This window comes from Actinopolyspora mortivallis (assembly GCF_003001495.1).
Lineage (GTDB): Bacteria > Actinomycetota > Actinomycetes > Mycobacteriales > Pseudonocardiaceae > Actinopolyspora > Actinopolyspora mortivallis_A.
In genome coordinates, this window is the sequence record NZ_PVSR01000002.1 from 101114 (window position 1) to 122953 (window position 21840).

The 21840-nt window shown below is 71.6% G+C and carries 17 protein-coding genes; 2 read left to right on the plus strand and 15 right to left on the minus strand.

The window, feature by feature from the left end; translation table 11 throughout:
- Positions 1-49: 49 nt before the first annotated feature.
- From CEP50_RS02925 to CEP50_RS02965, 9 genes are all read right to left on the minus strand, one after another.
- Positions 50-916 (minus strand): class I SAM-dependent methyltransferase, encoded by an 867-nt coding sequence (locus CEP50_RS02925; protein ID WP_106112363.1) that lies wholly within the window; start codon positions 914-916, stop codon positions 50-52.
- 334 nt (positions 917-1250) lie between these two features.
- Positions 1251-1622 (minus strand): WhiB family transcriptional regulator, encoded by a 372-nt coding sequence (locus CEP50_RS02930; RefSeq protein WP_106112364.1) that lies wholly within the window; start codon positions 1620-1622, stop codon positions 1251-1253.
- Between the two features lie 464 nt (positions 1623-2086).
- A complete protein-coding gene (locus tag CEP50_RS02935; protein WP_106112365.1) occupies positions 2087-4168 on the minus strand; it encodes an ATP-dependent DNA helicase UvrD2 in 2082 nt (693 codons plus the stop codon).
- 82 nt (positions 4169-4250) lie between these two features.
- On the minus strand, positions 4251-5192 hold the full coding sequence (gene nudC, locus CEP50_RS02940; protein WP_181188181.1) for an NAD(+) diphosphatase: 942 nt from the start codon (positions 5190-5192) through the stop codon (positions 4251-4253).
- Entirely contained in the window at positions 5189-6556 is a 1368-nt protein-coding gene (locus CEP50_RS02945) for a M16 family metallopeptidase (RefSeq protein ID WP_106112366.1), read from the minus strand. The genes nudC and CEP50_RS02945 overlap by 4 nt, the downstream gene beginning before the upstream one ends.
- Positions 6553-7875, minus strand: a complete 1323-nt coding sequence (locus CEP50_RS02950; protein ID WP_106112512.1) for a M16 family metallopeptidase — start codon at positions 7873-7875, stop codon at positions 6553-6555. Before CEP50_RS02950 ends, CEP50_RS02945 begins: the two co-directional genes overlap by 4 nt.
- A gap of 110 nt (positions 7876-7985) precedes the next feature.
- A complete protein-coding gene (locus CEP50_RS02955) occupies positions 7986-8435 on the minus strand; it encodes a hypothetical protein (RefSeq protein ID WP_106112367.1) in 450 nt (149 codons plus the stop codon).
- An 88-nt stretch (positions 8436-8523) separates the two neighbouring features.
- Positions 8524-8778, minus strand: a complete 255-nt coding sequence (locus CEP50_RS02960; RefSeq protein ID WP_106112513.1) for a hypothetical protein — start codon at positions 8776-8778, stop codon at positions 8524-8526.
- A 213-nt stretch (positions 8779-8991) separates the two neighbouring features.
- Positions 8992-9978, minus strand: a complete 987-nt coding sequence (locus CEP50_RS02965; RefSeq protein ID WP_374957084.1) for a potassium channel family protein — start codon at positions 9976-9978, stop codon at positions 8992-8994.
- A 385-nt stretch (positions 9979-10363) separates the two neighbouring features.
- On the opposite strand from CEP50_RS02965, the gene CEP50_RS02970 reads away from it, so the two are divergent.
- On the plus strand, positions 10364-10933 hold the full coding sequence (locus CEP50_RS02970) for a hypothetical protein (RefSeq protein ID WP_106112368.1): 570 nt from the start codon (positions 10364-10366) through the stop codon (positions 10931-10933).
- A gap of 81 nt (positions 10934-11014) precedes the next feature.
- Here CEP50_RS02970 and CEP50_RS02975 read toward each other — a convergent pair whose 3' ends face one another.
- The 3 genes from CEP50_RS02975 to CEP50_RS02985 all read right to left on the minus strand — a co-directional run bounded on the left by CEP50_RS02975 (position 11015) and on the right by CEP50_RS02985 (position 18269).
- Positions 11015-11629: a hypothetical protein gene (locus tag CEP50_RS02975; RefSeq protein WP_106112369.1), complete on the minus strand. Its 615-nt coding sequence runs from the start codon at positions 11627-11629 to the stop codon at positions 11015-11017.
- A gap of 149 nt (positions 11630-11778) precedes the next feature.
- Entirely contained in the window at positions 11779-15054 is a 3276-nt protein-coding gene (locus tag CEP50_RS02980; RefSeq protein WP_106112370.1) for an ATP-dependent helicase, read from the minus strand.
- Positions 15051-18269 (minus strand): ATP-dependent helicase, encoded by a 3219-nt coding sequence (locus tag CEP50_RS02985; RefSeq protein ID WP_106112371.1) that lies wholly within the window; start codon positions 18267-18269, stop codon positions 15051-15053. The genes CEP50_RS02980 and CEP50_RS02985 overlap by 4 nt, the downstream gene beginning before the upstream one ends.
- A gap of 91 nt (positions 18270-18360) precedes the next feature.
- Here CEP50_RS02985 and CEP50_RS02990 point away from each other — a divergent pair, with 91 nt between their 5' ends.
- The gene (locus tag CEP50_RS02990) at positions 18361-18654 is read left to right on the plus strand and encodes an MGMT family protein (protein WP_106112515.1); all 294 of its coding nucleotides are present in this window, start codon (positions 18361-18363) and stop codon (positions 18652-18654) included.
- Between the two features lie 28 nt (positions 18655-18682).
- On the opposite strand, the gene CEP50_RS02995 is transcribed toward CEP50_RS02990, so the two are convergent.
- The 3 genes from CEP50_RS02995 to moeZ all read right to left on the minus strand — a co-directional run bounded on the left by CEP50_RS02995 (position 18683) and on the right by moeZ (position 21802).
- The gene (locus tag CEP50_RS02995; protein WP_106112372.1) at positions 18683-19507 is read right to left on the minus strand and encodes a uroporphyrinogen-III synthase; all 825 of its coding nucleotides are present in this window, start codon (positions 19505-19507) and stop codon (positions 18683-18685) included.
- A 122-nt stretch (positions 19508-19629) separates the two neighbouring features.
- On the minus strand, positions 19630-20436 hold the full coding sequence (locus tag CEP50_RS03000; protein ID WP_106112516.1) for a TIGR02569 family protein: 807 nt from the start codon (positions 20434-20436) through the stop codon (positions 19630-19632).
- 163 nt (positions 20437-20599) lie between these two features.
- Positions 20600-21802 carry an adenylyltransferase/sulfurtransferase MoeZ gene (gene moeZ, locus CEP50_RS03005; RefSeq protein ID WP_106112373.1) on the minus strand — a complete coding sequence of 401 codons (1203 nt, stop codon included), beginning with the start codon at positions 21800-21802 and terminating at the stop codon, positions 20600-20602.
- Between the last annotated feature and the right edge of the window lie 38 nt (positions 21803-21840).

Sequence of the window (21840 nt, forward strand, 5' to 3'; positions counted from 1 at the left end):
TTCCCCGAGGGAGACCTCGTGGCGGGGCCGGCCCGAGACGAGTGACAGGTCAGGCCGGCCTGGTTCCCACGCAGACGGTGTCCGCGGAGAGGTAGTAGAGGTCGTCACGGTTGCCGGCGTAGTGCGGCCCCTGTTCGTCCAGCAGTTGTTCGAGCGCGTCGAAGTCGGCGGCCGAGCACCCGGTCCAGGCCGCCGTGCGCAGTGACTCCAGTCGACGCAGCACCACGTTGAGCACGTGGCCGGTGGCCGGGGCGGGCCAGTCCACCAGGTAGCTCCACGAGGTGACGTCGCGCAGGCCGATCTCCGTCAGCGCCGAGGTCCAGCCCATGGGCAGCCGGGCGGAGTCCGGCATCCCCTCCCGCATCTCGCGGAACTCCGCCTGCCGGGCCGCCAGCAGACGGTCCTCCAGACCGGGCTGTCCGACCCCCACGTCCCAGGGAAGCACACGGGGCCACAGGCCCGTTTCCACGATCACCAGTCGCCCTCCGGGGCGTACCAGTTCGGACAGTCTGCGCAGTCCGGCGAGCTGGTCCGGCAGGTGGTGGACCACCAGGGAGGCGTACACCAGGTCCGCCTGGTCGACCACGGAGGAGAGGTCGTCCGCGGCCACGTCGGCCCGCACGCTGCGCACCCGCACCCGGTCGCCGGCCGCCTCGCTCGCGTGACGGTGCGCCTCGGCCAGCAGTTCCGGTGCGGAGTCCACCAGGGTGAGCTCTCCGCTGGGGAGAGCGGAGGCGAAGGCAGCCGCCGCTCCTCCCGCTCCGGAACCGATGTCGACCACCGACCGGCAGTGTTCCCCCTGTGAAACCAGAGCCGCCGCGAGCCGCCCGATCTCGGCGGCGGTCAGTTCGTCGTTTTCCCTCAGTTGTCGTAGTTGTGTGTCCCAGTCGATGTCGTCATAGGAATGGCCGTGCATGGCGGCAAGCCTACTCCGCCGGCCGTTCCGTCCGCTCCCGACGACGTTCTGCCGAACGCGGTCCGTTCCCCCGTGTCCACGGACCGACTCGCGCGTTCTTTCCGGTCCCGCTCCGGAGGTCCCCCGGTCAGCGCCGGAGGCGTTTCCGGGCCATCACCCGACACGCGGTGGAAAAGGTGCGCCCGGCACGGGAACGGACGGCGGGTAGGTCGGGTGCCGACCGTTCCCGTTCGGCTTCCGCACGTAATTCGGCGGCCCGTATTCGGGCCATCTCCTCGGGAAACATTCCTGCTTCTCCTCCACTCGTTCCGCAAAATTCACCCGTTCGGAGGTATCAAGCCACCTTTTCGGCGCTGGTGGCATTCCTACCCACGGAGGCGTCGGTTCTCGGATGCTTACGCGGCCTGCCACGCGGCCGCTTCCGACTGACCACCGTTCCCTGTTCGACGATCTCGCCGCCCCAGACTCCCCAGGGCTCCCCACGGGAAAGCGCTCCGGCCAAGCACTCGGCCCTGATCGGGCAGTCACCGCACAACCGCTTGGCCCTCTCCAGGTCGGACGGTTTCTCGGCGAACCACAGGTCCGGATCCCTTCGGCAGGGCAGGTACTCGTCGGTGCTGGGTACGGCACCGAGCAGGGCGGAAACGGTCTCCTTGGGGCTGCCGGTCTCGTCCCCGGCCACCACCGGGGCACCGCCGGTCGGCATGGATTCTCCTCCTGAGTCTTCGGATCCGTTCTCTTCCCCGTTCACATGTGAATCCACTATGGACAGAATTACTCCTCGTGGGAACGCATCAAAAAAAGCCGCGGACCCCACCGGGGTCCGCGGCCGAAAGAACGAGGCTGCTCGACAGGCAGCTCAACCACTTCGTTCCGGCACGGACCATCCGTGGGACATCCATTGCTGGGCAGCACGACGGACGTGTCGTTTCGCACCGAGCACGCCGCCCTTGCCACACATCCACGCGAGGGATGTCACAACGACGTGGCAGCCCGACGACACGCGAGCACCCATCCTCGACATCGCGAGCCACCACCTTTCCCGAGTCCGCGCCGGATGCGAAAGGGCCGCACCGGCCTGTCCCGACGGAGATTATTCCGCGGAACCCACACCGCGCAACCGATTTTTCACATCAGCATGACCAGCGAAAAGATTCCACACGGAACGACTCACCGCTTCCCCGACCCGTTGACCAACGACAGCACGTCGGCACCGAACCTCTCCAGCTTGGTGGCACCCACCCCGGATATGCCCGCCAGCGCCTCGGTGTCGGTCGGACGCCGCTCCGCGATCGCCAGCAGGGTCGAATCCGGGAACACCACGTAGGCGGGAACCCGCAGCTGCCTGGCCCGCTCCCTGCGCCAGCTGCGCAGTCTCGTCAACAGTTCCTCGTCCGCGTCCGAGGGACAGTCCGCGCAACGCCCGGTCCGCATCTCGGCCTCCGAGGTCAGCTCCGCCGAGCAGAGACGGCACCGCGCCGCCGCCGAACGACGTCGCGTTCCGGCACCCGCGCGGTCCCCGCGCCGCGCGTTCCCCGCCGCCCCGGAAGCCAGACCGGCCAGGAACCTGCTGGGTCTGCGTCTGCGGCCACCCCCCTTCCCCCGGGACAGCGCCCAGGACATCCGCAGGTGCCGTCTGGCCCGGGTCACCCCGACGTAGAACAGACGCCGCTCCTCGGCCACGGAGCTCTCGTCCCCCTGGGCGTGCTGGATCGGAAGCGCCCCCTCCACCAGACCGACCAGGAACACCGCGTCCCACTCCAGCCCCTTGGCCGCGTGCAACGAGGCCAGCGTGACCCCCTCCATGGTCGGGGGGTGCTGGGCGGCGGCCCGCGTGTCCAGTTCGGCCACATAACGCGGCAGATCGGCCTCCGGCTCGGTCGCGAAGAGCTCGTCCGCCAGCTCGGCGAGCGCGTTCAGCGACTGCCACCGCTCCCGCGCGGTCCCCCCTGTGGGGGCGGTCCCGGTCAGCCCCACCTCGGCCAGCACCTCACGCACCCTGCTCGGCAGCTCCGTGTCCTCACGCCGGGCACCGTTCGCCGCCGCACGCAACGCCGACATCGCCCGCCGCACCTCGGTACGGGCGAAGAAACGCTCGCCGCCCCGGATCTGGTAGGGGATCTCGGCCTCGGCCAGTGCCTGCTCGTAGACCTCGGACTGGGCGTTGATCCGGTAGAGCACGGCCATCTCGGACAGCGGCACCCCCTCGCCCGCCAGCCGGGCCACCGCCCGGGCGAGACCCGCCGCCTCGGCCGCCTCGTTGTCGTACTCCTCGAAGCCGGGCGCAGGCCCGTCCGGACGCTGTCCGACCAGGGTGAGCCCGGTCGAGGTGTCGGCCGCCCCGCCCGCGGCGATGACCCTGTTCGCGAGACCGACAACCTGGGGAGTGGAGCGGTAGTCCCGTTCCAGACGGACGACCTCGGCCTTCGGGTACCTGCTGGGGAACTCGGTCAACCACCGCGGCTCGGCCCCGGCGAAGGAGTAGATGGTCTGGTTGGCGTCGCCGACCACGGTGAGGTCGTCCCGTCCGCCCAACCACACGTCCAGCACGCGCTGCTGCAACGGGGTGACGTCCTGGTACTCGTCGACCACGAAAGTGCGATACCGAGCCCGGAACTCCTCGGCGACCTCCGGGGAGTCCTCCAACATCGCGGCGGTGTGCAACAGCAGGTCGTCGAAGTCGAGCACCTTCGCGGCGTTCTTGGCCCGCTCGTAGCCCTCGAAGAGCCGCACGAAGCTCTCGGTGGGAACGGGGCAGTCGCGCCCCCGCCGCGCGGCGGCGTCCGGGTAACGCTCCGGAGTGAGCAGGCTCGCCTTGGCCCACTCGATCTCGGAAGCCAGGTCCCGGACGGCGTCGGAGTCGGTGGACAGGCCGAGCCGACCGGCCGCCTGCGCCACGAGACGGAACTTGTGCTCGACCAGGGACCACAGTTCCTCCCCCAGCACGCGGGGCCAGAAGTACCGCAGTTGCCGGAACGCCGCCGCGTGGAAGGTCTGGGCCTGCACGCCGTCGGCCCCCAGCCCGCGCAGCCTCGTCCGCATCTCCCCGGCGGCACGAGCGGTGAAGGTGACGGCCAGCACCTGCTGCGGGACCACGAGGCCCCGCTGCACGAGATGGGCGATGCGGTGCGTGATCGTCCGGGTCTTGCCGGTACCGGCACCGGCCAGCACGCACACCGGACCGCGCGGGGCGGTCACCGCCGCGCGCTGCTGCGGATCGAGTCCCTCCAACAGTCGCGCCCGATCGGTCATGTCGCGCATCCTCGCAGAGAGGTCGACTTGACCGGGGCCACACCCCGAGGGCGCGTGTCCGGCGGCCGGCCCGGGGACGCTCTCAGCCCTGCCGCAGTACCCAGCCCCGCAGCATGCGATGCGCGATGGAGATCCCCGGGGGTAATCGGATGCCGTGTACCGGCCCGGACTCCTCCAGGGCCTTCCGGACCAGGTCGCGGTGCACCCAGTGTGCCTCGGCGATCTCCCCGTCGGCGGGACGCAACGGCTCGTCCGGATCGGCCTCGGCGGCGAAACCCACCATCAGCGACCGGGGGAACGGCCACGGCTGGCTGCCCAGGTACCGGATGCCCGAGACCCGCACCCCCACCTCCTCGCGGACCTCCCGACGCACACAGCCCTCCAGGGACTCGCCGACCTCCACGAAGCCCGCCAGCACCGAGAAGCGCTCGTCCGGCCACCCCGCCTTCCGGGCGAGCAGCACCCGGTCGGCGCCGTCGTGGACCAGGCAGATCATCGAAGGGTCGGTGCGCGGGTACTCCTCGTGGAGACACCCTCCGCAGCGCCGGGCCCAGCCGTTGCGGACCCGTTCGGTGCCCGCGCCGCACACCGCGCAGTACCGCGCCCGGTCGTGCCAGGCCAGCAGTCCCACCGCCGTGGTGAGCAACCCGGCCTCGGCGTCACCGAGCCAGTCCCCGAGCAGGCGCAGATCCCTCCACTCCGGACCGGAGTCGCGCGCGGGGGTACGCACCGCCCAGCGCGCGATCCCCTCGTGAACACCCAGCAGCACCGCGTCCGGGCGGTTCCCGAGTTCGGCGGGCTCCCACCACCGCAACGCGCCGGAGGGAGCCGCGGGTGTCCGACCCCGTTCGTCCACCAGCAGCACCCTGCCGTGGCGCCACAGTTCCGCGGCGGCCGCGGGATCGTCCCGCGGCGCGTCCGCGAGTTCGACCGGGGAACGGGACAACAGCGGTGAACTGTCCAGTTGGAAGTCTCCCCCGCCACCCACGGGTCCGCTCACGGACCGGTCCGCACGGCTCGTCACGGCAGCGTCACACCACCGAGCCCGCGGAGCTGCCCGCCGAGCTGGTCGGCGTCACCGACGACGACCCCGGTGAACGCGGTCGGGACGTACCACCGGGCCGCCTCGGCCACCTCGTCCACCGTGACCGCCCGCAGCCGGTCCGGATGGGCCGCCAGCCACTCCTGTCCCAGGCCGAGCGCGGCCAGGTTCATCAGGGTGGAGGCCAGCCCCGCCTGCGAGGAGGTGGAGGTGAGCAGACCGCCGATGGCGTACTGACGCGCCGACTCGACCTCGGCGGTCGTCGGCGGGTTCAGGGCCAGCCTGCCGAACTCGTAGCGGATCTCCAGCAGTGCCGCGGCCGTGACCTCGCTGGCCGTGTCCGCGTCGACCAGGATCGTCCCGTTGCCGGGGGTGAACTCGAACGTCGAGTGGGCCCCGTAGGTGTAGCCCTTGTCCTCGCGGATGTTCTCGACCAGCCGGGAGGAGAAGTACCCGCCGAACACCAGGTTGGCGATCTGCAGGGCCGGGTAACGCTCGTCGGTACGGGGGACCGCCTGGGCGGAGAAACGCAACTGGGACTGCACCGCGCCCTCCCGGTGCACCAGCCGCACGTCTCCCCCCTCGACCGGAGGCAGCTCCGGCAGCTCGCGGGCGCTTCCCGTCGACTGCCAGCCGGAGAAGGCCCTGCTCACCGCGTCCACGGCCTCGTGCGGGTCCACGTCGCCGACCAGCACCAGCGTGGAACCGCGCGGCAACACCGCCCGCCGGTGCAGCTCACGCACCTGCTCGGTGGTCACCTCGGCCACGTCGGCGGCCTGGGGGACCTCCCGGGCGAACGGGTGGTCCCCGTAGCGGTGACGCTGCAACTCCTCCCTGGCGATCACGCGGGGCTGCGACCGGGCCACGGTGATCCGCTCGACGAGTCGCTCCCGTTCCCCGTTCACCTCGTGCTCGGGGTAGGTGGCCCCGGTGAGCGCGTCGTTGAGCACGTCCAGCAGGGTGTCCATCCCGCTGGCGAGCGCGTCACCGGTGACGCTGAGCCGTTCCGGGTCCACGCTGGCCTGCAGGGTGCCGCCGACGGCGGCCAGGTCTGTGTCCATTCGGACCCGGTCGCGCCGTTCGGTTCCGGTGAGCAGTGTCTCGGCGAGCACCTCGGCACGGGCGGGGTGACTCGGGTCGTCCCCGGCGAAGGGGATGCGCAGCCGCAGTTCCACCATGGGCACCGAGCCGTGCCTGGCCGCGAGCACCCGCAGACCGTTGTCCAGGACGGTGTCCACCACCTCGGGCTGGCGTCCCGGGCGCGGCTCTCCCAGCTCCGGCAGCGGCCTCGGTCCCCGCTCGGTACGTCCGATCTCTTCGGCACTGCGGTGGGTCGCGCCGGTCATGCCGCACCTCCCTCGGAGTCGTTGCTCGGTTCGATTTCGAGGACGGCCCGGGTCTCCGGACGCAGCGCCTTCGCGGCGGCGGCCACGTCCTCGGCGGTGACCGCGCCGACGCGCTCGGGCAGTTCCCCGACCAGCTCGGCCCTGCCGTGCAGCAACTCGGTGCTTCCCAGGTCCAGGGTGCGCGAGATCAGGCGGTCGTGGTCCCGGTAGAGCTCGGCCGACCACCGCGCGGCGACACGGGACAGCTCCTCGGAGGTCGGCCCCTCGGTGGCCAGGCGGTCCAGTTCGGAGTCGATGGCCTCCATCACGCGCTCGGTGGAGACCCCCGGGCTGTGTGCCGCCGTGATGGTGAACGTGTCCGGGTTCCGCGCGTCCAGCGGGGCCCCCATGAGCCCGGCGCCGGCGTGGATGTCCACGACCAGCGAGTCCCGGTAGACCAACCGCTGTTGCAGTCGCGAGGCGTCCCCGTCGGTGAGGATCTCGCCCAGCACCACGTTGGCCAGATAGCTGTCGAGCTCCTCGACGGGATCGGGCAGACGGTGCCCCAGCGCCACGGCGGGCAGCGGGGCGTGCGGATCCCGGTGACGGCCCCACTGCTGGGTCTCCGGGTAGGGCTCGTCGAAGGACGGGCGTTCCGGGACCGGCCGGGCGGGCACGTCACCGAAGTGCTTGTGCACCAGTTCGGCGGCGTGGTCGACGTCGATGTCACCCGCGACGGTGAGCACCGCGTTGCCCGGCGCGTAGTAGGTGTCGAAGAAGGCGGCGCAGTCCTCCACCGTCGCCTGTTCGAGGTCGGTGAAGTCCCCGTAACCGTTGTGCGCGTTGGCGAAGGTCGAGTACAGCACCGGAGGCAACAGGATCCACGGGAAACCGCCGTAGGGGCGGTTGAGCACGTTGAGCCGGATCTCCTCCTTGACCACGTCCACCTGGTTGCGCAGGTTCTCCTCGGTGATCCTGGGGGCGCGCATCCGGTCGGCCTCCAGGAACAGTCCGCGTTCCAGGGCGTTGGACGGCAGCACCTGGAAGTAGTCCGTGTAGTCCTGGTGCGTCGAACCGTTGAAGATACCGCCGGAGCCCTGTACGTGGCGGAAATGGGCCAGCTTCTCCAGGCTCTCGCTGCCCTGGAACATCAGATGCTCGAACAGGTGCGCGAAACCTGTCCGTCCCTGCGGCTCGGAACGGAATCCCACGTCGTAGTGCACGCTGATACCGACCACCGGGGGCCCGCCGGGTGCGTCCGCTCCGGGTTCGGCATCCGGCGCCAGCACCACGCGCAGCCCGTTGGGCAGGGTGAGGCGATGCGGTTGCGGTTCGACCATGTCCTTCAGCCTACGTGCGTCCTCCACCCTCGCGGTGAGCACCCTCGCGACCACCCGGCGTGTCCGCGCTCCGACGGTTCGTCGCCGCCGGCACACGGCCTCGGCGCTGCTCAACCCGGTAGACGCCCGCTCCTGTCCACCAGCATCAGCACATAACCCCCGCCGGCGACGGCGGCGAGCACCCCGAGCACCCACCCCAGGCGCCGCTCGAAGTCGGAGTCGGTCCGCTCGGCCGCGCTGCTTCCGGCCGGGTGCGCGAGGAACTCACCACCCGGGCGGTCCGGAACACGCACCCGCAGTCGCTGTCCCTCGGGATGTCCGCACCCGTCGAACGGCACCCGGGTCGCCGCCCCGTCGAGCCGCAGCCGCACCAGGTCGTGGGCGTTGTCGTCCCCGCAGTCGGCGCTGCGCACCACCGTGGCCGGCACCGTCCGGCCCGCCCCGGAGAAACCGCCGAACTCGCCCAGCGGCCACCGGACGAACACGAGCGCCGTGGCCCCGAGCACCCCGAGAGCGAGCAGTGCCAGCAGCACCGACGTCGAACCACCCGTTCGCCCCACGGGGTGATACTCCCAGACCCTCGGCGGGTCGCCGCCGCGAAGTCCCGGGGGCGTGCACGGCGGAGAAGGCCCCTCGGCGGGGGCCGGATCAGCCCGCGGCCTCCGGCGGGGCCACCGGCAGGTTCAGGTAGGCGGTGAAGCACTGCTCGCAGAACGGGCGGGTGTGCCACATCTGGTACTGCCCGGGTTCCTTCCTGGCGGGAGCGTGCACCGGCTGGTGCCCTCCCAACACCTCCACCGGGCCTCCCTCCTCGGGCGGCTCGCACAGCGTCGCGTGCTGCCGGACGTCGTCCTCCGGAGTCACCCAGAAAATACGGGTCCGTTCCACCGAGTGCGTGGTCACCGTTGCCACCTCGTCCGATCTCGCGATCCGCCCGGCGGAACCGGTCCGCCGAGCCCGTGTGCCCTTTCCTCCCCCATCGGCACGGCACCGCGTGGACCCCAAGGTCACGACGGTGTTCACTCGGTCCTCCGGACGGATGCCGGAAGCCGCCGAGCCCCGGCCACGGCACCACCGGGACCGCTCCGGTCGGACGTCAGCTCCGGTGATCCCGGTTCAGGAGGGCTCGCTCACCTTCTTCACGTACAACAGCCGGTCCCCCTCCTCGATGGCGTCCGCCTCGGGGGCGTCCACACGGTGGAGCTGCCCGTCCCGCACCAGCCCCAGCACGATGTCGGAAAGGTGTCGCGGCGACCCCCCGACCTCGGTCCGGTCCACCTCTCGCTCGGCGATGGCCAGTCCGAGGTCCGGACTGAGCAGGTCCTCGAACATCTCCACCACCGAGGGGGTCGAGGTCGCCATCCCGAGCAGCCGCCCGGAGGTCTCACTGGAGATGACCACCGAGTCGGCCCCGGACTGGCGGAGCAGGTGCACGTTCTCCGCCTCCCGCACGGCCGCGACGATCTGGGCCTTGGGGGCGAGTTCCCGCGCGGTGAGCGTGACCAGCACGGCGGTGTCGTCGCGGGGTGGGGCGACCACCACGGCCCGGGCGCGCGGGATCCCCGCCACCCGGAGCACGTCCGAACGGGTACCGGAACCGTTGACGGTGACGAGCCCGAGGGAGGAGGCGGCCTCCAGCGCGGTGGGATCGGTGTCCACCACGACGATGTTGCCGGCTTCCAGCCCGTCACCGAGCAGCGCCGTCACCGCCGACCTGCCCTTGGTTCCGTAGCCGATGACGACCACGTGGTCGCGCACCCTGGACCTCCAGCGTTGGATCTTCCATGCCTGACGGGACCGCTCGGTGAGCACCTCCAGCGTGGTGCCCACCAGCACGATCAGAAACAGTACCCGCAACGGGGTGATCACCAGCACGTTCACCAGCCGCGCCGAGGTGGACACCGGGGCGATGTCACCGTATCCGGTGGTCGACAGCGACACGGTGGCGTAGTAGAGGGCGTCCAGCACGGTCAACGTTCCGTCGGTGTCGCTGTAGCCGTCCCGGTCCAGGTAGACCAGCAGCACGGTGATCGCGAGCGCGAGACAGGCACCGATGATCCTGCGGATGATCGACCGCACCGGCCCCACGGCCGTCGTGGGCATCCGCACCACCCCGACCAGCGCGTGATCCGGCTGGTCCGTGAGCCTGTCGGTCAGGGTCGAACCCGTGCGGAGTCCGGGCAGGGAACGTCCGAAGCGGGTGGTTCGGCGAACGTGCTTGTCCACAGGCGAGCACCGTAACGTTCCCGACGCGGCCCGGACTCCGTACCCGCCCGTTGGCGGGCCGCGCTCACACCACGGCGCCTGTCCTGCCGCACGGTCCGTCGTCGCGACACGCTCGGACACGAACCGCCCGGCGAGGTGTTCGTGGGCTACCCTGGAGCGGCGGGCCCGTCCGGCATATGCCGGGACACCGCTCGGTAACACTTTGGCTGTCGAACGCGTGCGGAGTTGTTTGATCGTGAGCTGTTCTGCTTACCATTCCTCGGTGCAGCAGCTTGAGCACGCGGCTCGCGCCCTCGGCTGGAACGGGCATCTCGTCTCCGACCTGGAGGTCCTCGGCTCCAGGTTCACCGCCGTGACCCGACTGCTCTTCGACGTGCACCAGTGGCGCACCGCACACGGATGGCCGCCCGAGTCCGATCCGGCACGGATCCGTTCCTGGGCCGAGGAGGACACCCACGACCGGGTGCCCGTGCCCGCCGTGGAACTGGTCGGCCTGCTGGTCCGCGTCTCGAAGGCGCGGAAGGCCCCGCGGGCGTGCGGAACTCTGATCACGGTGGCCCCGTGCGCGGCGGTGCTTCCCGGCAACCACCCCTATCGCCCGTGGGCGTTGACCGAGCTGGACTACTACGGCATCGGAGCGGTCACCGCACACCGGGGAGGGCCCGCCGAACTGGTTCTCGCCCCGGAGGACCGCAGAACCGAGTTCGGCACGTCCCTGTTCGAGAGATGGCTGTGGGAGCTGCTCTACGAACGGCTGCTGCGGCACCACCCGGAGAACACCGGCAACGCGGGCGTGGTCGTGGACGGCAACACGGCCGCCCGTTCCGACTGAGCGCGGCGGCCGCCCCGCGCCGCACGGGTGCCCGGGACGACGGAGCGGCCTCCCCCCGAACCGGAGGCTCCGGGGCGGCGGTCAGACCGTCTCGTACTCGTGCCAGTTCAGGCTCTCCGGGTTCCACCTCAGCAGATAGCCGGACCGCACCGACCTCAGGGCGCGCATGGTGTGCGGCCAGCGCCGGATGACGTTGGCCATGGCCACCGAGGTCATCTCCTCGCTCGAACGGTTCTGCTCACCGACGCCGAGCAACGCGATCCTTCCGGAGGTGTACAGGATGTCGGAGAGCACGACCTGTCCGGACAGGGCGGTCTCCTCCACGCTCACCAGCGCTTCCGGGTCCAGATCGGAGGGCCAGCTGCGGCGGTCCAGATCCACCGGAGCGGGCTGTTCGCACTCACCGCAGGTGCACTCGAACTCACTGGTCCAACCGTGGTCGTGCCAGGACCAGATCGCCGACCTGCCCGGCTCCAGGTCCCCCAGGGCGGCCACGTGGGGCCAGGCGTTCACCACGGCACCGAGCACCGTCCGCACCGTGGAGTCCGAGCCCCCACCGGGTCCCTCGAAGAACCACGAGCCCTGTTCGTCCCGCCGCACCTGAACGAGCGGCGACCGCAGCGCGAGCACGTCCTCGTCCACGGACACCTCGGTTCGTGACGAGGCGTCGAGTTTGGTTTCCGTAATCTGCGACATCGCGGGCATGTTCCTGTGTGGACACACCCGAATACAAGCTACACCACACGAACGTGTGGTTTTCGGCGTTACCTCCCCGCCCACGACGGGACGACACCCGGCCCTGCCCGGCAACTCCCCGCCCGGTTCCGGGGAGCTCGACCACGGGCCTACTCCTCCGAGGGGACCGAGAGAATCAGCTTGCGCAGCCCCTCGGCGTCCAACGGGTCCGTGGGGTGCAACGTCCGGTTGTGCCGCACGTAGTGCACCGCGGCCCGCACCCGCTCCAAGGGCGTCCCGGACATCTCGGACCAGGCCAGCCGGTAGGCGGCCAGCTGCACCGTCGTGGCGGACATGCGCCGCTCGTCCGGAACCGCCCCCGTCTTCCAGTCGACCACCGTCCACCCCCCGTCCGCGTCGGAGAAGACCGCGTCCATCCTGCCGCGCACCACGACCCCCGCGATCCGGGTCTCGAAGGGAACCTCGGTGCGGTACGGCGTCCGATCGGCCCACTCCCCGGCGAGGAAGGCCTCGCGCAGCTGTTCGAACCGCTCGTCCCACGTCGCCGTCTCGTCGGAGGCCCCGGGCAGCTCGTCCAACTCGAACAACGCCTCCGAGGTGAACCGCCGCTCCAGCCACGCGTGGAAGGCGGTGCCCCGACGCGCGACCGGATTGGGTGGGCTCGGCATGGGACGACGCAGCTCACGCGCGAAACGCTCGGGGTCCTCGGCCAGGTCGACGAGCTGGCTCACCGAGAGCTGGTCGGGCAGCCGCACCCGCTCCTCGTGCCGGGCTCCGTCGCGTTCGGCCAGCAGCACGTCCACGTCCCGGCTCCAGCGGCGCACCTCCTCGTCGAGCTCCTCGTCGGGCTCGGCCTCCGCGGGGTCGACGAGCTCCCCGCTTTCCTCCAGGGCCGCCCGCACCAGCTCGGCCCCCTCGGACACGGCCGGCCTGCGCTCCCCCAGCGGGTCGGCGGGCCAACGCACGCTGTGCTGCCGCCGGCCCAGCGGATTCTCCGCCCCCTCGTCCGGCTCCGGGGCCCAGTGTTCGAGCACCCCGACGAAGTCGGGCTGCCGCAGCACCTCGGCGATCTCCTCCAGGAAGGAGGAGGGTGCCTTGGGGCTGTTCCCGCTCTCGCCCCAGCGGTGGCCGGAAACCAGCAGGGTGTGTTCGGCACGGGTGAGCGCCACGTAGCAGAGCCGGCGCTCCTCGGCCAGACGCCGCCGCTCGAACTCGTCGTCGTGCTCGTCCAGCTCCCGCTGCACCTGCTTGCGACCGGCTCCCTCCAGCCGCTCGAGATCCAGACGCGGCAGGTCGGGACCGTCCCCGCGCAGGTCCGGGGGCAGCTCCGGGGCGGAGCGCAGCCAGCAGGAGGACTTCCTCCTGCCCGGGAACACCCCCGTCACCAGGTGAGGGACCGCCACCAGTCGCCACTCCAGCCCCTTGGCGGCGTGCACCGTGAGCACCTGCACCCTGTCCTCGGAGACCTCCACCTCCCCGGGTTCGAGGCCGTCCTCGGCGTGTTCGGCGGTGGACAGGTAGTCCAGCAGCGCGGACAGCGTGGCCGTCGGGCTGGTGGTGGCGAACTCCGTGACCACCTCGGACAGCGCGTCCAGATGGGCCCTGCCCACCCCGTCGGGCCGGGCCATGCTCTCGATGTCCAGCAGCAGGGTGCGCTCCACGTCGGCCACCAGCTCGGGCAGCGGCTGGTCCAAACGCCGCCGCAACGCGGCCAGTTCCCCTCCGAGCCTGCGGATCCGGCGGTAGCCCTCCTCGGAGTAACGGTGCCGGTCACCGGGATCGTCGATCGCGTCGACCAGCCCCGCCTGCTCGGACTGCTCCCCGGGCAGCGAGGCGGACAACGCGTCCTCCACCTCCTCCGGGGCCTGGTCACCGCCGGTGGTTCCGAGTTCGGAGGCCCGGGCGGACAGGGCGGCCAGGTCAGCGGCTCCGAGACGCCACCGGGAGCCGGTGAGCAGCCGCATCGCCGCGCTGCCGGCCAGGGGGTCCACCAGCACGCGCAACGCGCTGACCAGATCCCGGACCTCCGGTTCGTCCAGCAGCCCGCCGAGCCCGACCACCTCCACGGGCAGTCCCCGCTCGCGCAGCGCCTCCGCCACGGGAGTCATGTCCGCACGCCGCCGCACCAGCACGGCCGCCGTCGGCGGCCTCCCCTCGGCCTCCACGACGGCGTGCCAGCGGTGGGCCATCCGCTCGGCCACCCAGGTCCGCTCGGCACGCACGTCCTCCAGCAGGGCGAGGCGCACGTCGGCCTCGGGAGCGTCCGGCCGGGCACGCAGCCGCTCGACCTCCACTCCACCGTCCCGCAACGGCTCCGCGACGGTGTTGGCCAGGGCGAGCACCCCCGAGGGATTGCGGAAACTGGTGAGCAGCCCGTAGCGCCGCGCGGCGACGGCCCGCCCGCCCTCGGCGCGGGGGAAGTCCGTGGCGAAGCGGGGCAGGTTCGCGGCGCTGGCACCCCGCCAGCCGTAGATCGCCTGAGCCGGGTCCCCCACGGCCGTCACCGGCAGCGGAGCCCGCTCGGCGGAGCCGAACAGCGCCCGCAGCAGCACACGCTGGGCATGGCCCGTGTCCTGGTACTCGTCCAACAGCACCGCCCCGAAACGGGACCGCTCCCCGTCGACCACCTCGGGGTGCTCCCGCGCCAGCCGGGCGGCCAGCGACATCTGGTCGGCGAAGTCCATGGCCGCGTTCTCACGTTTCCGCGCGGTGTAGGCCTCGACCAGGGGAAGCAGTGCGGCGCGCAGCCGTTGGGCGGCCACCACCCTCTGCAACTGCTGGGGGAGTTTGGCGGGCTGGCGCTTCTCCGGAGGGGCGTTCTTCACCAACGTCGCCACCCGTTCGGCGTGCTCGTGCACCCACCCCGGCTCGACCAGGTGCTCGGCCAGTTCCCCCGCCAACGAGAGCACGTGCTCGGTCACCGTCGCGGGGACCTTGTCGGTGTCCAGATCGGCCGTCCACCCCGACACGACACGGTGGGCCAGCTGCCACGAAGCCGTCTCCGGCAGCAGCCGCGCTCCCGGCTCCACCGGCACGCGCAGGCCGTGTTCGGCCACCAGCCGACCCGCGTAGGCGTGATAGGTCAGCACGGTGGGCTCCTCGGCGAGTACCCGCGCGCGCAGGGTCCCCGAGGGATCCACCTCCTCCAGCAGCCCCGAACCGGCCAGCCTCCGCAACCGGGCGCGCACCCGGTCGGACAGCTGGCGGGCCGCCTTGCGGGTGAACGTCAGCCCGAGCACCCGCTCCGGGGTGACCAGCCCGTTGGCCACCAGCCAGACCACCCGCGCCGCCATCGTCTCCGTCTTCCCCGCCCCGGCCCCGGCGATCACCAGCGCCGGTTCCGCCGGGGCTCCGACGACCTCGGCCTGCTCCCGCGTGGGCTCGGGCAGTCCGAGCGCCTGGGCGAGGCGTTGTGGTGTGATCACTGTCCGACCTGCCTTCCGGAGGAGTGCGCGGGGCAGCTGGTGCGGGCCGGGCAACGCGGGCAGTCGGCGTTCTCCACCGCGAGGAACCCGGGGCCGGTGCTGGCGGCCGCGGCCTCGTGGACCACGTCGAGCCACACCCGGACCGACTCCTCGTCGAGAGCCTCCTGCACCCGCTCGGTCGCCGCCCCGCCGCGGGCCTCGGGTTTGGCCACGTAGACCAGCCGGGCACCGCCCGGACGGACCTCGTCCCCCTCGCCGAACGCTCCCAACGCCGCGGCCAGCTGGTACACCGCCAGCTGGGGATGGTTCCGGGCCTGTTCCCTGGTCACCGGTTCCTTGGAGGTTTTCACGTCCACCACCACGGGTCTGCCGTCCCCGTCGGACTCCAGACGGTCCACCCTGCCGCGCAACCGCAGCCACGGCCCTCCCTCACGGGCGGGCACCCGAAGGTCCAGCTCCCGCTCCACGGCGACCTGTTCGAGTTCGGAACGGGAGGAGTGCAGCCACCGGAGGAAGGACTCCAGCATCCCGCGCACCCGCTCCCGCTCCCGGCGCGAGTACCACGGTGCCCCCGCGTCCACGGACTCCCACGCCCGCTCCAGGGCCGCCTCCAGGCGGGTTCGGTCGGCTCCCTCGGCGGCGGCCTGCACGAGCGCGTGCACGACGGTCCCGGCCACCGAAGCCAGCTCGGCCGCGTCCCGACCTCCGTGGCGCTCGATCATCCACCGCAGTGGACAGGTCGACAGCACCTCCACCGTGGAGGGGCTGACCCGCACCTCGCCGCCCTCGGAGACCAGCGGGTCCGACGTGGAGGGCTCGGCAAGTCCGTACCAGCTGTCCGGATGGGCGCCGGGAACCCCGGCCGCGGCCAGCCTGGCCAGCTGTTCGGCGGCGCGGCGACGTCGTCGCCGCGAGGTGTCCGCCGCGGTGACCACCCGCCTGAGCTCGCCCACCAGTTCGGGCAGGCTGAGTCCCCGTTCGGGACGGGACAGCGGACGCGACTGCTCCGGGAACTCGTCGGCACCGTCCAGTTCGTCCAGGAACCTGGACGGCTGCTCCTCCTCCCCGCGCACCGCCGTCACCAGCAGCGTGCTCCGCGCCCTGCTCGCGGCCACCGTCATCAGTCGTCGTTCCTCGGCCAACAGCGGAGCCGAGGCCGAGAGCACGTCGGGGTCCTCCATCCCGGACAGCACGTCCACCAGCCGCTCGACACCGAGCAGCGACCCCCGCAACCGCAGATCGGGCCAGATCCCCTCCTGGACGTCGGGAACGGCCACGACCTCCCACTCACGTCCCACTGCCGCGTGCGCGGTCAGCACGGAAACGGCCTCCCCGTCGGGGGCGCGCGGAGCCAGCGTGTCCCCCGAGATGTGCTGCTGCTCCAGGTACCGGGCGAAGGAGGCCGGATCCGTTCCCGGAAGCAGGTCCACGTACCGCGCGGCCTCGTCGAACAGCGCCACCACGGCGTCCAGGTCCCGGTCGGCCCGCGCACCGCCGACCCCGCCCCGGCGGGAACGCTCCGCGAGTTCCGACTCCAGGCCGCTGGACTTCCAGACCCGCCACAGCACCTGCTCCACGCTGTCGCCCCGCTCGTGGGAACGCGCCGCCGTGTCCAGCAACCCGGCGATCCGGAGGGCGGCAGCGCTCGTCTCCTCCCCGAGCGCGGTGAGCCTGTCGACGTCCCACAACGCCTCGACCAGGGCCTCGCCGCTCGGACGGTCCCGCCCCGCGGCCAGCTCCAGCCGCCGGAGACCACGACGCAGGCGGCGCAGCGCGAGCGAATCCGCGCCGCCCAGCTGGGAACCGAGCAGGTACTCGGCGGTCTCCGAGTCCAACTCGTCCGGACGGGTCGCGCAGCGCAACAGCGTCAACAGGGGACGCACCGCCGAACGCCGGGCCAGCGGCACCTCCTCGTCCGTCAGCACCAGCGGCACCCCGGCGGCGAGCAACGCCCTGCGCAGCACGGGCAGGGACAACCCCGTCGACTTGACGATCACGGCCATGTCCGACCAGGCCACCCCGTGCAGCAGATGCGCCCGGCGCAGCCGGTCCGCGATCCAACTCGCCTGCTGGGCCTGCGAGGCCAGCAGGCGCACCCGCACGCTCCCGCGCCCACCGTCGGCACCGTCCGGTTCACCCGCCCCGGGCTCGGTCCCCTCCGGAGGGCCTTCCCGGACCCGGCGCTGTTCACCGCCCCCGGGGAGTCGTTCGGACAGCCGGCGCACCGCACGCCACACCCGTCCGGACATACGACGTCCGGTGTCGAGCACCACCGTCCGCTCTCCGGAGTCCGCTTCGGTCAGACACCGCGGATCGGCCCCGCGGAACGAGAAGACGGCCTGGTCGGGGTCCCCGCACAGCAGGAACTCCTCGGCGGTCCCACCCACCCGACAGCAGAGCCGGTACTGCTGGGGGTCCAGGTTCTGTGCGTCGTCGACCAGCAGATGACGCACCCTGGAGCGTTCCGCGCGCAGCAGCTCGGGGTCGGAGTCCAACGCCCGCAGGGCGGTGGAGACCAGTCCGGCCGCGTCCAACAGCGGCGCCGCCCCGCCGAAGGAACTGCTCAGTCGGGTGACCCGCTCGTACTGCACCCCGAAGGTGCCGGCGGCCACCCACTCCGGACGGTCGTGCCGCCGCCCGAGTTCCCTCAGCTCCTCCGGGCCGATCCCCCGTTCGGCCGCACGCATCAGCAGATCCCGCAGCTCGCCCACGAAGCCGTCGGTGTGCAGCGCGGAGCGCAGCGACTCCGGCCAGTACTCGGCACCGTCCTCCAGGTCCCCGTCGAGCAGCCTTCGAACGAACGCGTCCTGCTCGGGGCCGTTCAATAGCCTCGGGGGCGCTTCGCCCTCCCGGACGGCCCGCAGCCGCAGCACCCCGAAGGCGTAGGAGTGCACGGTACGCACCAGCGGGGCACGCCCCGTGCTCATCGTGGCCTCCCCCGCCGACAGCCTGTTGTTGATGGCACCGCGCATCAACGCCGCCGTCGTCCGGTTGGCCGTCAGCACCAACGTGTCGTCGGCCGTGGCCCTGCCGTCGATCAGCCGCGCTGCCACCGCCTCGGCCAGCAGGGTGGTCTTTCCCGTCCCGGGCCCTCCGAGCACCCGCAGGAAGCCGGTGTCCTCGTCGATGACGCGACGCTCCGCTTCGGACCAGTGAAGCCGTGGCGGGGTCCGTTCACCGGGACGTACGAGGAACGGGGCGGAGAAGGTCGACACTCCTCCGATGGAATCATGCCCTCCGGTGTCCCCCGAACACCTGGTGACAGGCGTGTCGCCCGCGCCACGCCCGGTGTGCGAGACTTCGCCGGTGGACGAACGGACCTGGGAACGAGTGCGGGACGTGGTGGCCTCGATCCCTCCGGGGAAGGTGCTCGGCTACGGCGACGTGGCCCGGCACGCCGGGATTCGTTCGGCCCGGCTGGTCGGACGGATCCTCGCCGAGGACGGAGCGGACCTCCCCTGGCACAGAGTGTTGCGTTCGGACGGGACGGTGGCCGAACAGCTGCGTCACCACCAGCTGGAACGACTCCGGGCCGAGGGCGTGCTCGCCGACGGTGCTCGGGTGGACATGGCCCGCCACCGGTGGTCCCCGGCACCCTGAACGACACCCCGGAGGCGTCCGAGCACGCTCAGGACGCGGACGGCAACCGCTCCGCCAGCGTCCGCACCAACGAGGTGTTGCGCGCACGCTCCGGCAGCACACAGGACAGTCCCGCCTCGCGCAGCGGCGCGGCCGTGACCGGTCCCACGCACCCGAGCAGCACACCGTCGTGCAGGGCGGCACGCAACCGGTCGAGACGGCCGGTGCGCTCGGCCCTCCCCAGCAGGTTCCGCGCGGCGGGGGCGCTGGTGAACGTCAGGGCGTGCACCCGCCCCGCGATCACCTCGTCGATGAGCCCGTCCAGCTTCTCCGGTTCCAACGGGTCGGTCCAGCGGTAGACCGTCACGGCGAGCACCTCGGCACCCGCCTCGGCGAGACGTTGCCGGAACCACGGCATCGGTTCACCGTGCACCTGCACGACCACGCGCCTGCCCCGCAGGTCCCGGGCGAGCAGGTAGTCCAGCACCTCCCGCGTCTCCTCCGAGGGGGCACTCCAGGTCTCCCGGAGCCCGGCGCCGCGGACGGCACCCCGGGCCTTGGCCCCCCGGGCCAGCAGAGCGGCCCGCGACAGCCGCGCGCGCAGCGCGTCACCGTCACCGGAGGCGTCGGCGGCCTCCATCCACCCGCGAAACCCCATGCCGGTGGTCACGACCACGTAGTCCACCTCGGCCGCGAGCACCCGTGCGGTGGACTCGGCCAGTTCCCCGTCCGCCGGCAGCGGGATCGTGTGCATCGCGGGCGCGCGCAGCACGCCGGCTCCCCGCCGTTCCAGCAGCGAAGCCAGTTCCTCGGCCTTGCGCTCGGCCGTCACCCCGACCGTGTAGCCCCGTAACGGTTCGTCCGTGTCACCCACAGTTCACCCTCCGTCGGTCGACGCAGTGCACCCGCCCCGAGTGTGACCGCGAGACCGTGTGGGGACGCCGCCAGCCCCGCAGCGGGCAGAGCCCCGGAGGTCTCCCCCGGCGGGAGGGCGCACTACAACAGTTCAAGCACGGTCTGCGAGGCGTGCTCCAGACCGGCCAGCGAGCTCTCCCCCGCACGCGGGTGCAGCGCGTGCAGCGCCAGCCGGAACAACAGGGCCCGCAGCAGCACCTGGGGCCATTCGGCCAGATGCGACCACCGCTCCACAATGGCCGGATCCGATCCTCCCCACGCCAGCGCGTCGATCACCACGACCGCCGCGGCCCACTCCGCCGGTCGCCAGAACGGGACGAAGTCGATCAGGCCGGGAGGGGCGTTTCCGGAGAACAGCACGTTCCCGAAGAGGTCGCCGTGCACCACCTGGGAACGCAGGGTGACGGGGCGGCGCGAACCGGCCAGCACGTCGAACAGCCTGCCGCCGTTGTCCTCGGGAAGCACCACGTCCTCCTCGCCCCAGGCCACGCGGTCGGCGAGGGCGTAGATGTCCCGGCGGGTGTCCAGGAAACGCGGCTTCTCCAAGCCGCCGGTGGCGGAGTGCAACCGCAGGGACATGGCGACGACCTCGTCGTGCCGGGGTTCGGGACGGCCGACGAGGTCCCGCCGTGCCGACCATCCGGAAACCACCCACCTTCCGTCGGTGGAACGCAACGGACGCGCCAAGCGCATCTCCTCGGGAGCGAGCGTGTCCAGCACCCGGGCCACCCAGGCGGCCTCAGCGGTGTTCGCCGCCAGCTTGAGCAGCACACCCTCGTCCCCGCCGCACCGCCAGGCGAGTCCGCCCTCCAGAAGTTCGACCTCCTCCCCACGGGCACCGAACGCGGCACGCACGTGGGTGGGAGGTGGCTCGGCCGTAGCACTCACGCGCCAGACGCTACCCGCCACCCGAACGATCCCGGCGGAGGCGCTCCGGGACGACACGAACTCAAGCGATCAAGACGACACGCCGACACCGTTCCGGGTGCACCCGGCGGTGGCACGGCCTCCCGGCGCGGAGGTGCCCACCGCCCGGGAGACCCCGTTCCGCTCAGTAGGTCGGCAGGCTCGTGTCCACCTGGTTCGCCCAGCCGAGCACACCGCCCCCGAGGTGCACCGCGTCCGAGAACCCGGCCTTGTGCAGCGCCGAGAGCGCCTCGGCCGAACGGCCTCCCGACTTGCAGTGCAGCACGATCTGCCGGTCCTGGGGCAGTTCGGCCAGCGCCTCGCCGGACAGGATCCGGTCCTTGGGGATCAGCTTCGACCCCTCGATGCGCACGATGTCGTACTCGTGCGGCTCCCGGACGTCGATCAGTTCGAACTTCTCGCCCGAGTCGAACTTGCTCTTCAGCTCCTGCGGGGTGATGGTGCTGTCGGCGGCGGCCTGCTGGGCGTCGTCGGAGACCACGCCGCAGAAGCTCTCGTAGTCGATGAGTTCGGTGACCTTGTCCGCGTTCGGATCCTTGCGGATCCGGACGGTGCGGTAGCTCATCTCCAGCGCGTCGTAGATCATCAACCTGCCGAGCAGGGTCTCACCGATGCCGGTGATGAGCTTGATCGCCTCGTTGACCATGATCGAGCCGATCGAGGCGCAGAGCACGCCGAGCACGCCGCCCTCGGCGCACGAGGGCACCATTCCCGGCGGCGGGGGCTCGGGGTACAGGTCGCGGTAGTTCGGACCGTAGGTGTCCCAGAAGACGCTCGCCTGGCCCTCGAACCGGAAGATGGAGCCCCACACGTAGGGCTTACCCTGCAGCACGGCGGCGTCGTTGACCAGATAGCGCGTCGCGAAGTTGTCCGTGCCGTCCAGGATCAGGTCGTAGTCGGCGAAGATGTCGAGCGCGTTGTCCGAGGTCAGGTGCGTCTGGTGCAGGTTGACCCGCACGAACGGGTTGACCTCGGCGATCGAGTCGCGGGCGGACTCGGCCTTGGAACGTCCGAGGTCGGACTGCCCGTGGATGATCTGGCGGTGCAGGTTGGACTCGTCGACCTCGTCGAACTCGACGATGCCGAGCGTGCCCACACCGGCGGCGGCCAGGTAGAGCAGCGCCGGGCTGCCCAGCCCGCCCGCTCCGATGACCAGCACCCTGGCGTTCTTCAGACGTTTCTGCCCCTCCATCCCGACGTCCGGGATGATCAGGTGCCTGCTGTAGCGCGCGACCTCGTCCTTGGTCAGTTCCGCGGCGGGCTCCACCAGCGGCGGGAGCGCCGTGCCGTTACCGGCCGCTCCCTGGGGGGACGTGTTGCCGGTCATCTCCCAGCTCCTCCTGCGTTACCTGGATGTGCGGTTGA

Coding starts and splice junctions, on each gene's coding strand:
- CEP50_RS02965 (WP_374957084.1), bottom strand. CDS start 9,978: ATGCCCACGACGGCCGTGGGGCCGGTGCGGTCGATCATCCGCAGGATC.
- CEP50_RS02930 (WP_106112364.1), bottom strand. CDS start 1,622: ATGCCGACCGGCGGTGCCCCGGTGGTGGCCGGGGACGAGACCGGCAGC.
- CEP50_RS02945 (WP_106112366.1), bottom strand. CDS start 6,556: ATGACCGGCGCGACCCACCGCAGTGCCGAAGAGATCGGACGTACCGAG.
- CEP50_RS02950 (WP_106112512.1), bottom strand. CDS start 7,875: ATGGTCGAACCGCAACCGCATCGCCTCACCCTGCCCAACGGGCTGCGC.
- CEP50_RS02925 (WP_106112363.1), bottom strand. CDS start 916: ATGCACGGCCATTCCTATGACGACATCGACTGGGACACACAACTACGA.
- moeZ (WP_106112373.1), bottom strand. CDS start 21,802: ATGACCGGCAACACGTCCCCCCAGGGAGCGGCCGGTAACGGCACGGCG.
- CEP50_RS02935 (WP_106112365.1), bottom strand. CDS start 4,168: ATGACCGATCGGGCGCGACTGTTGGAGGGACTCGATCCGCAGCAGCGC.
- CEP50_RS02975 (WP_106112369.1), bottom strand. CDS start 11,629: ATGTCGCAGATTACGGAAACCAAACTCGACGCCTCGTCACGAACCGAG.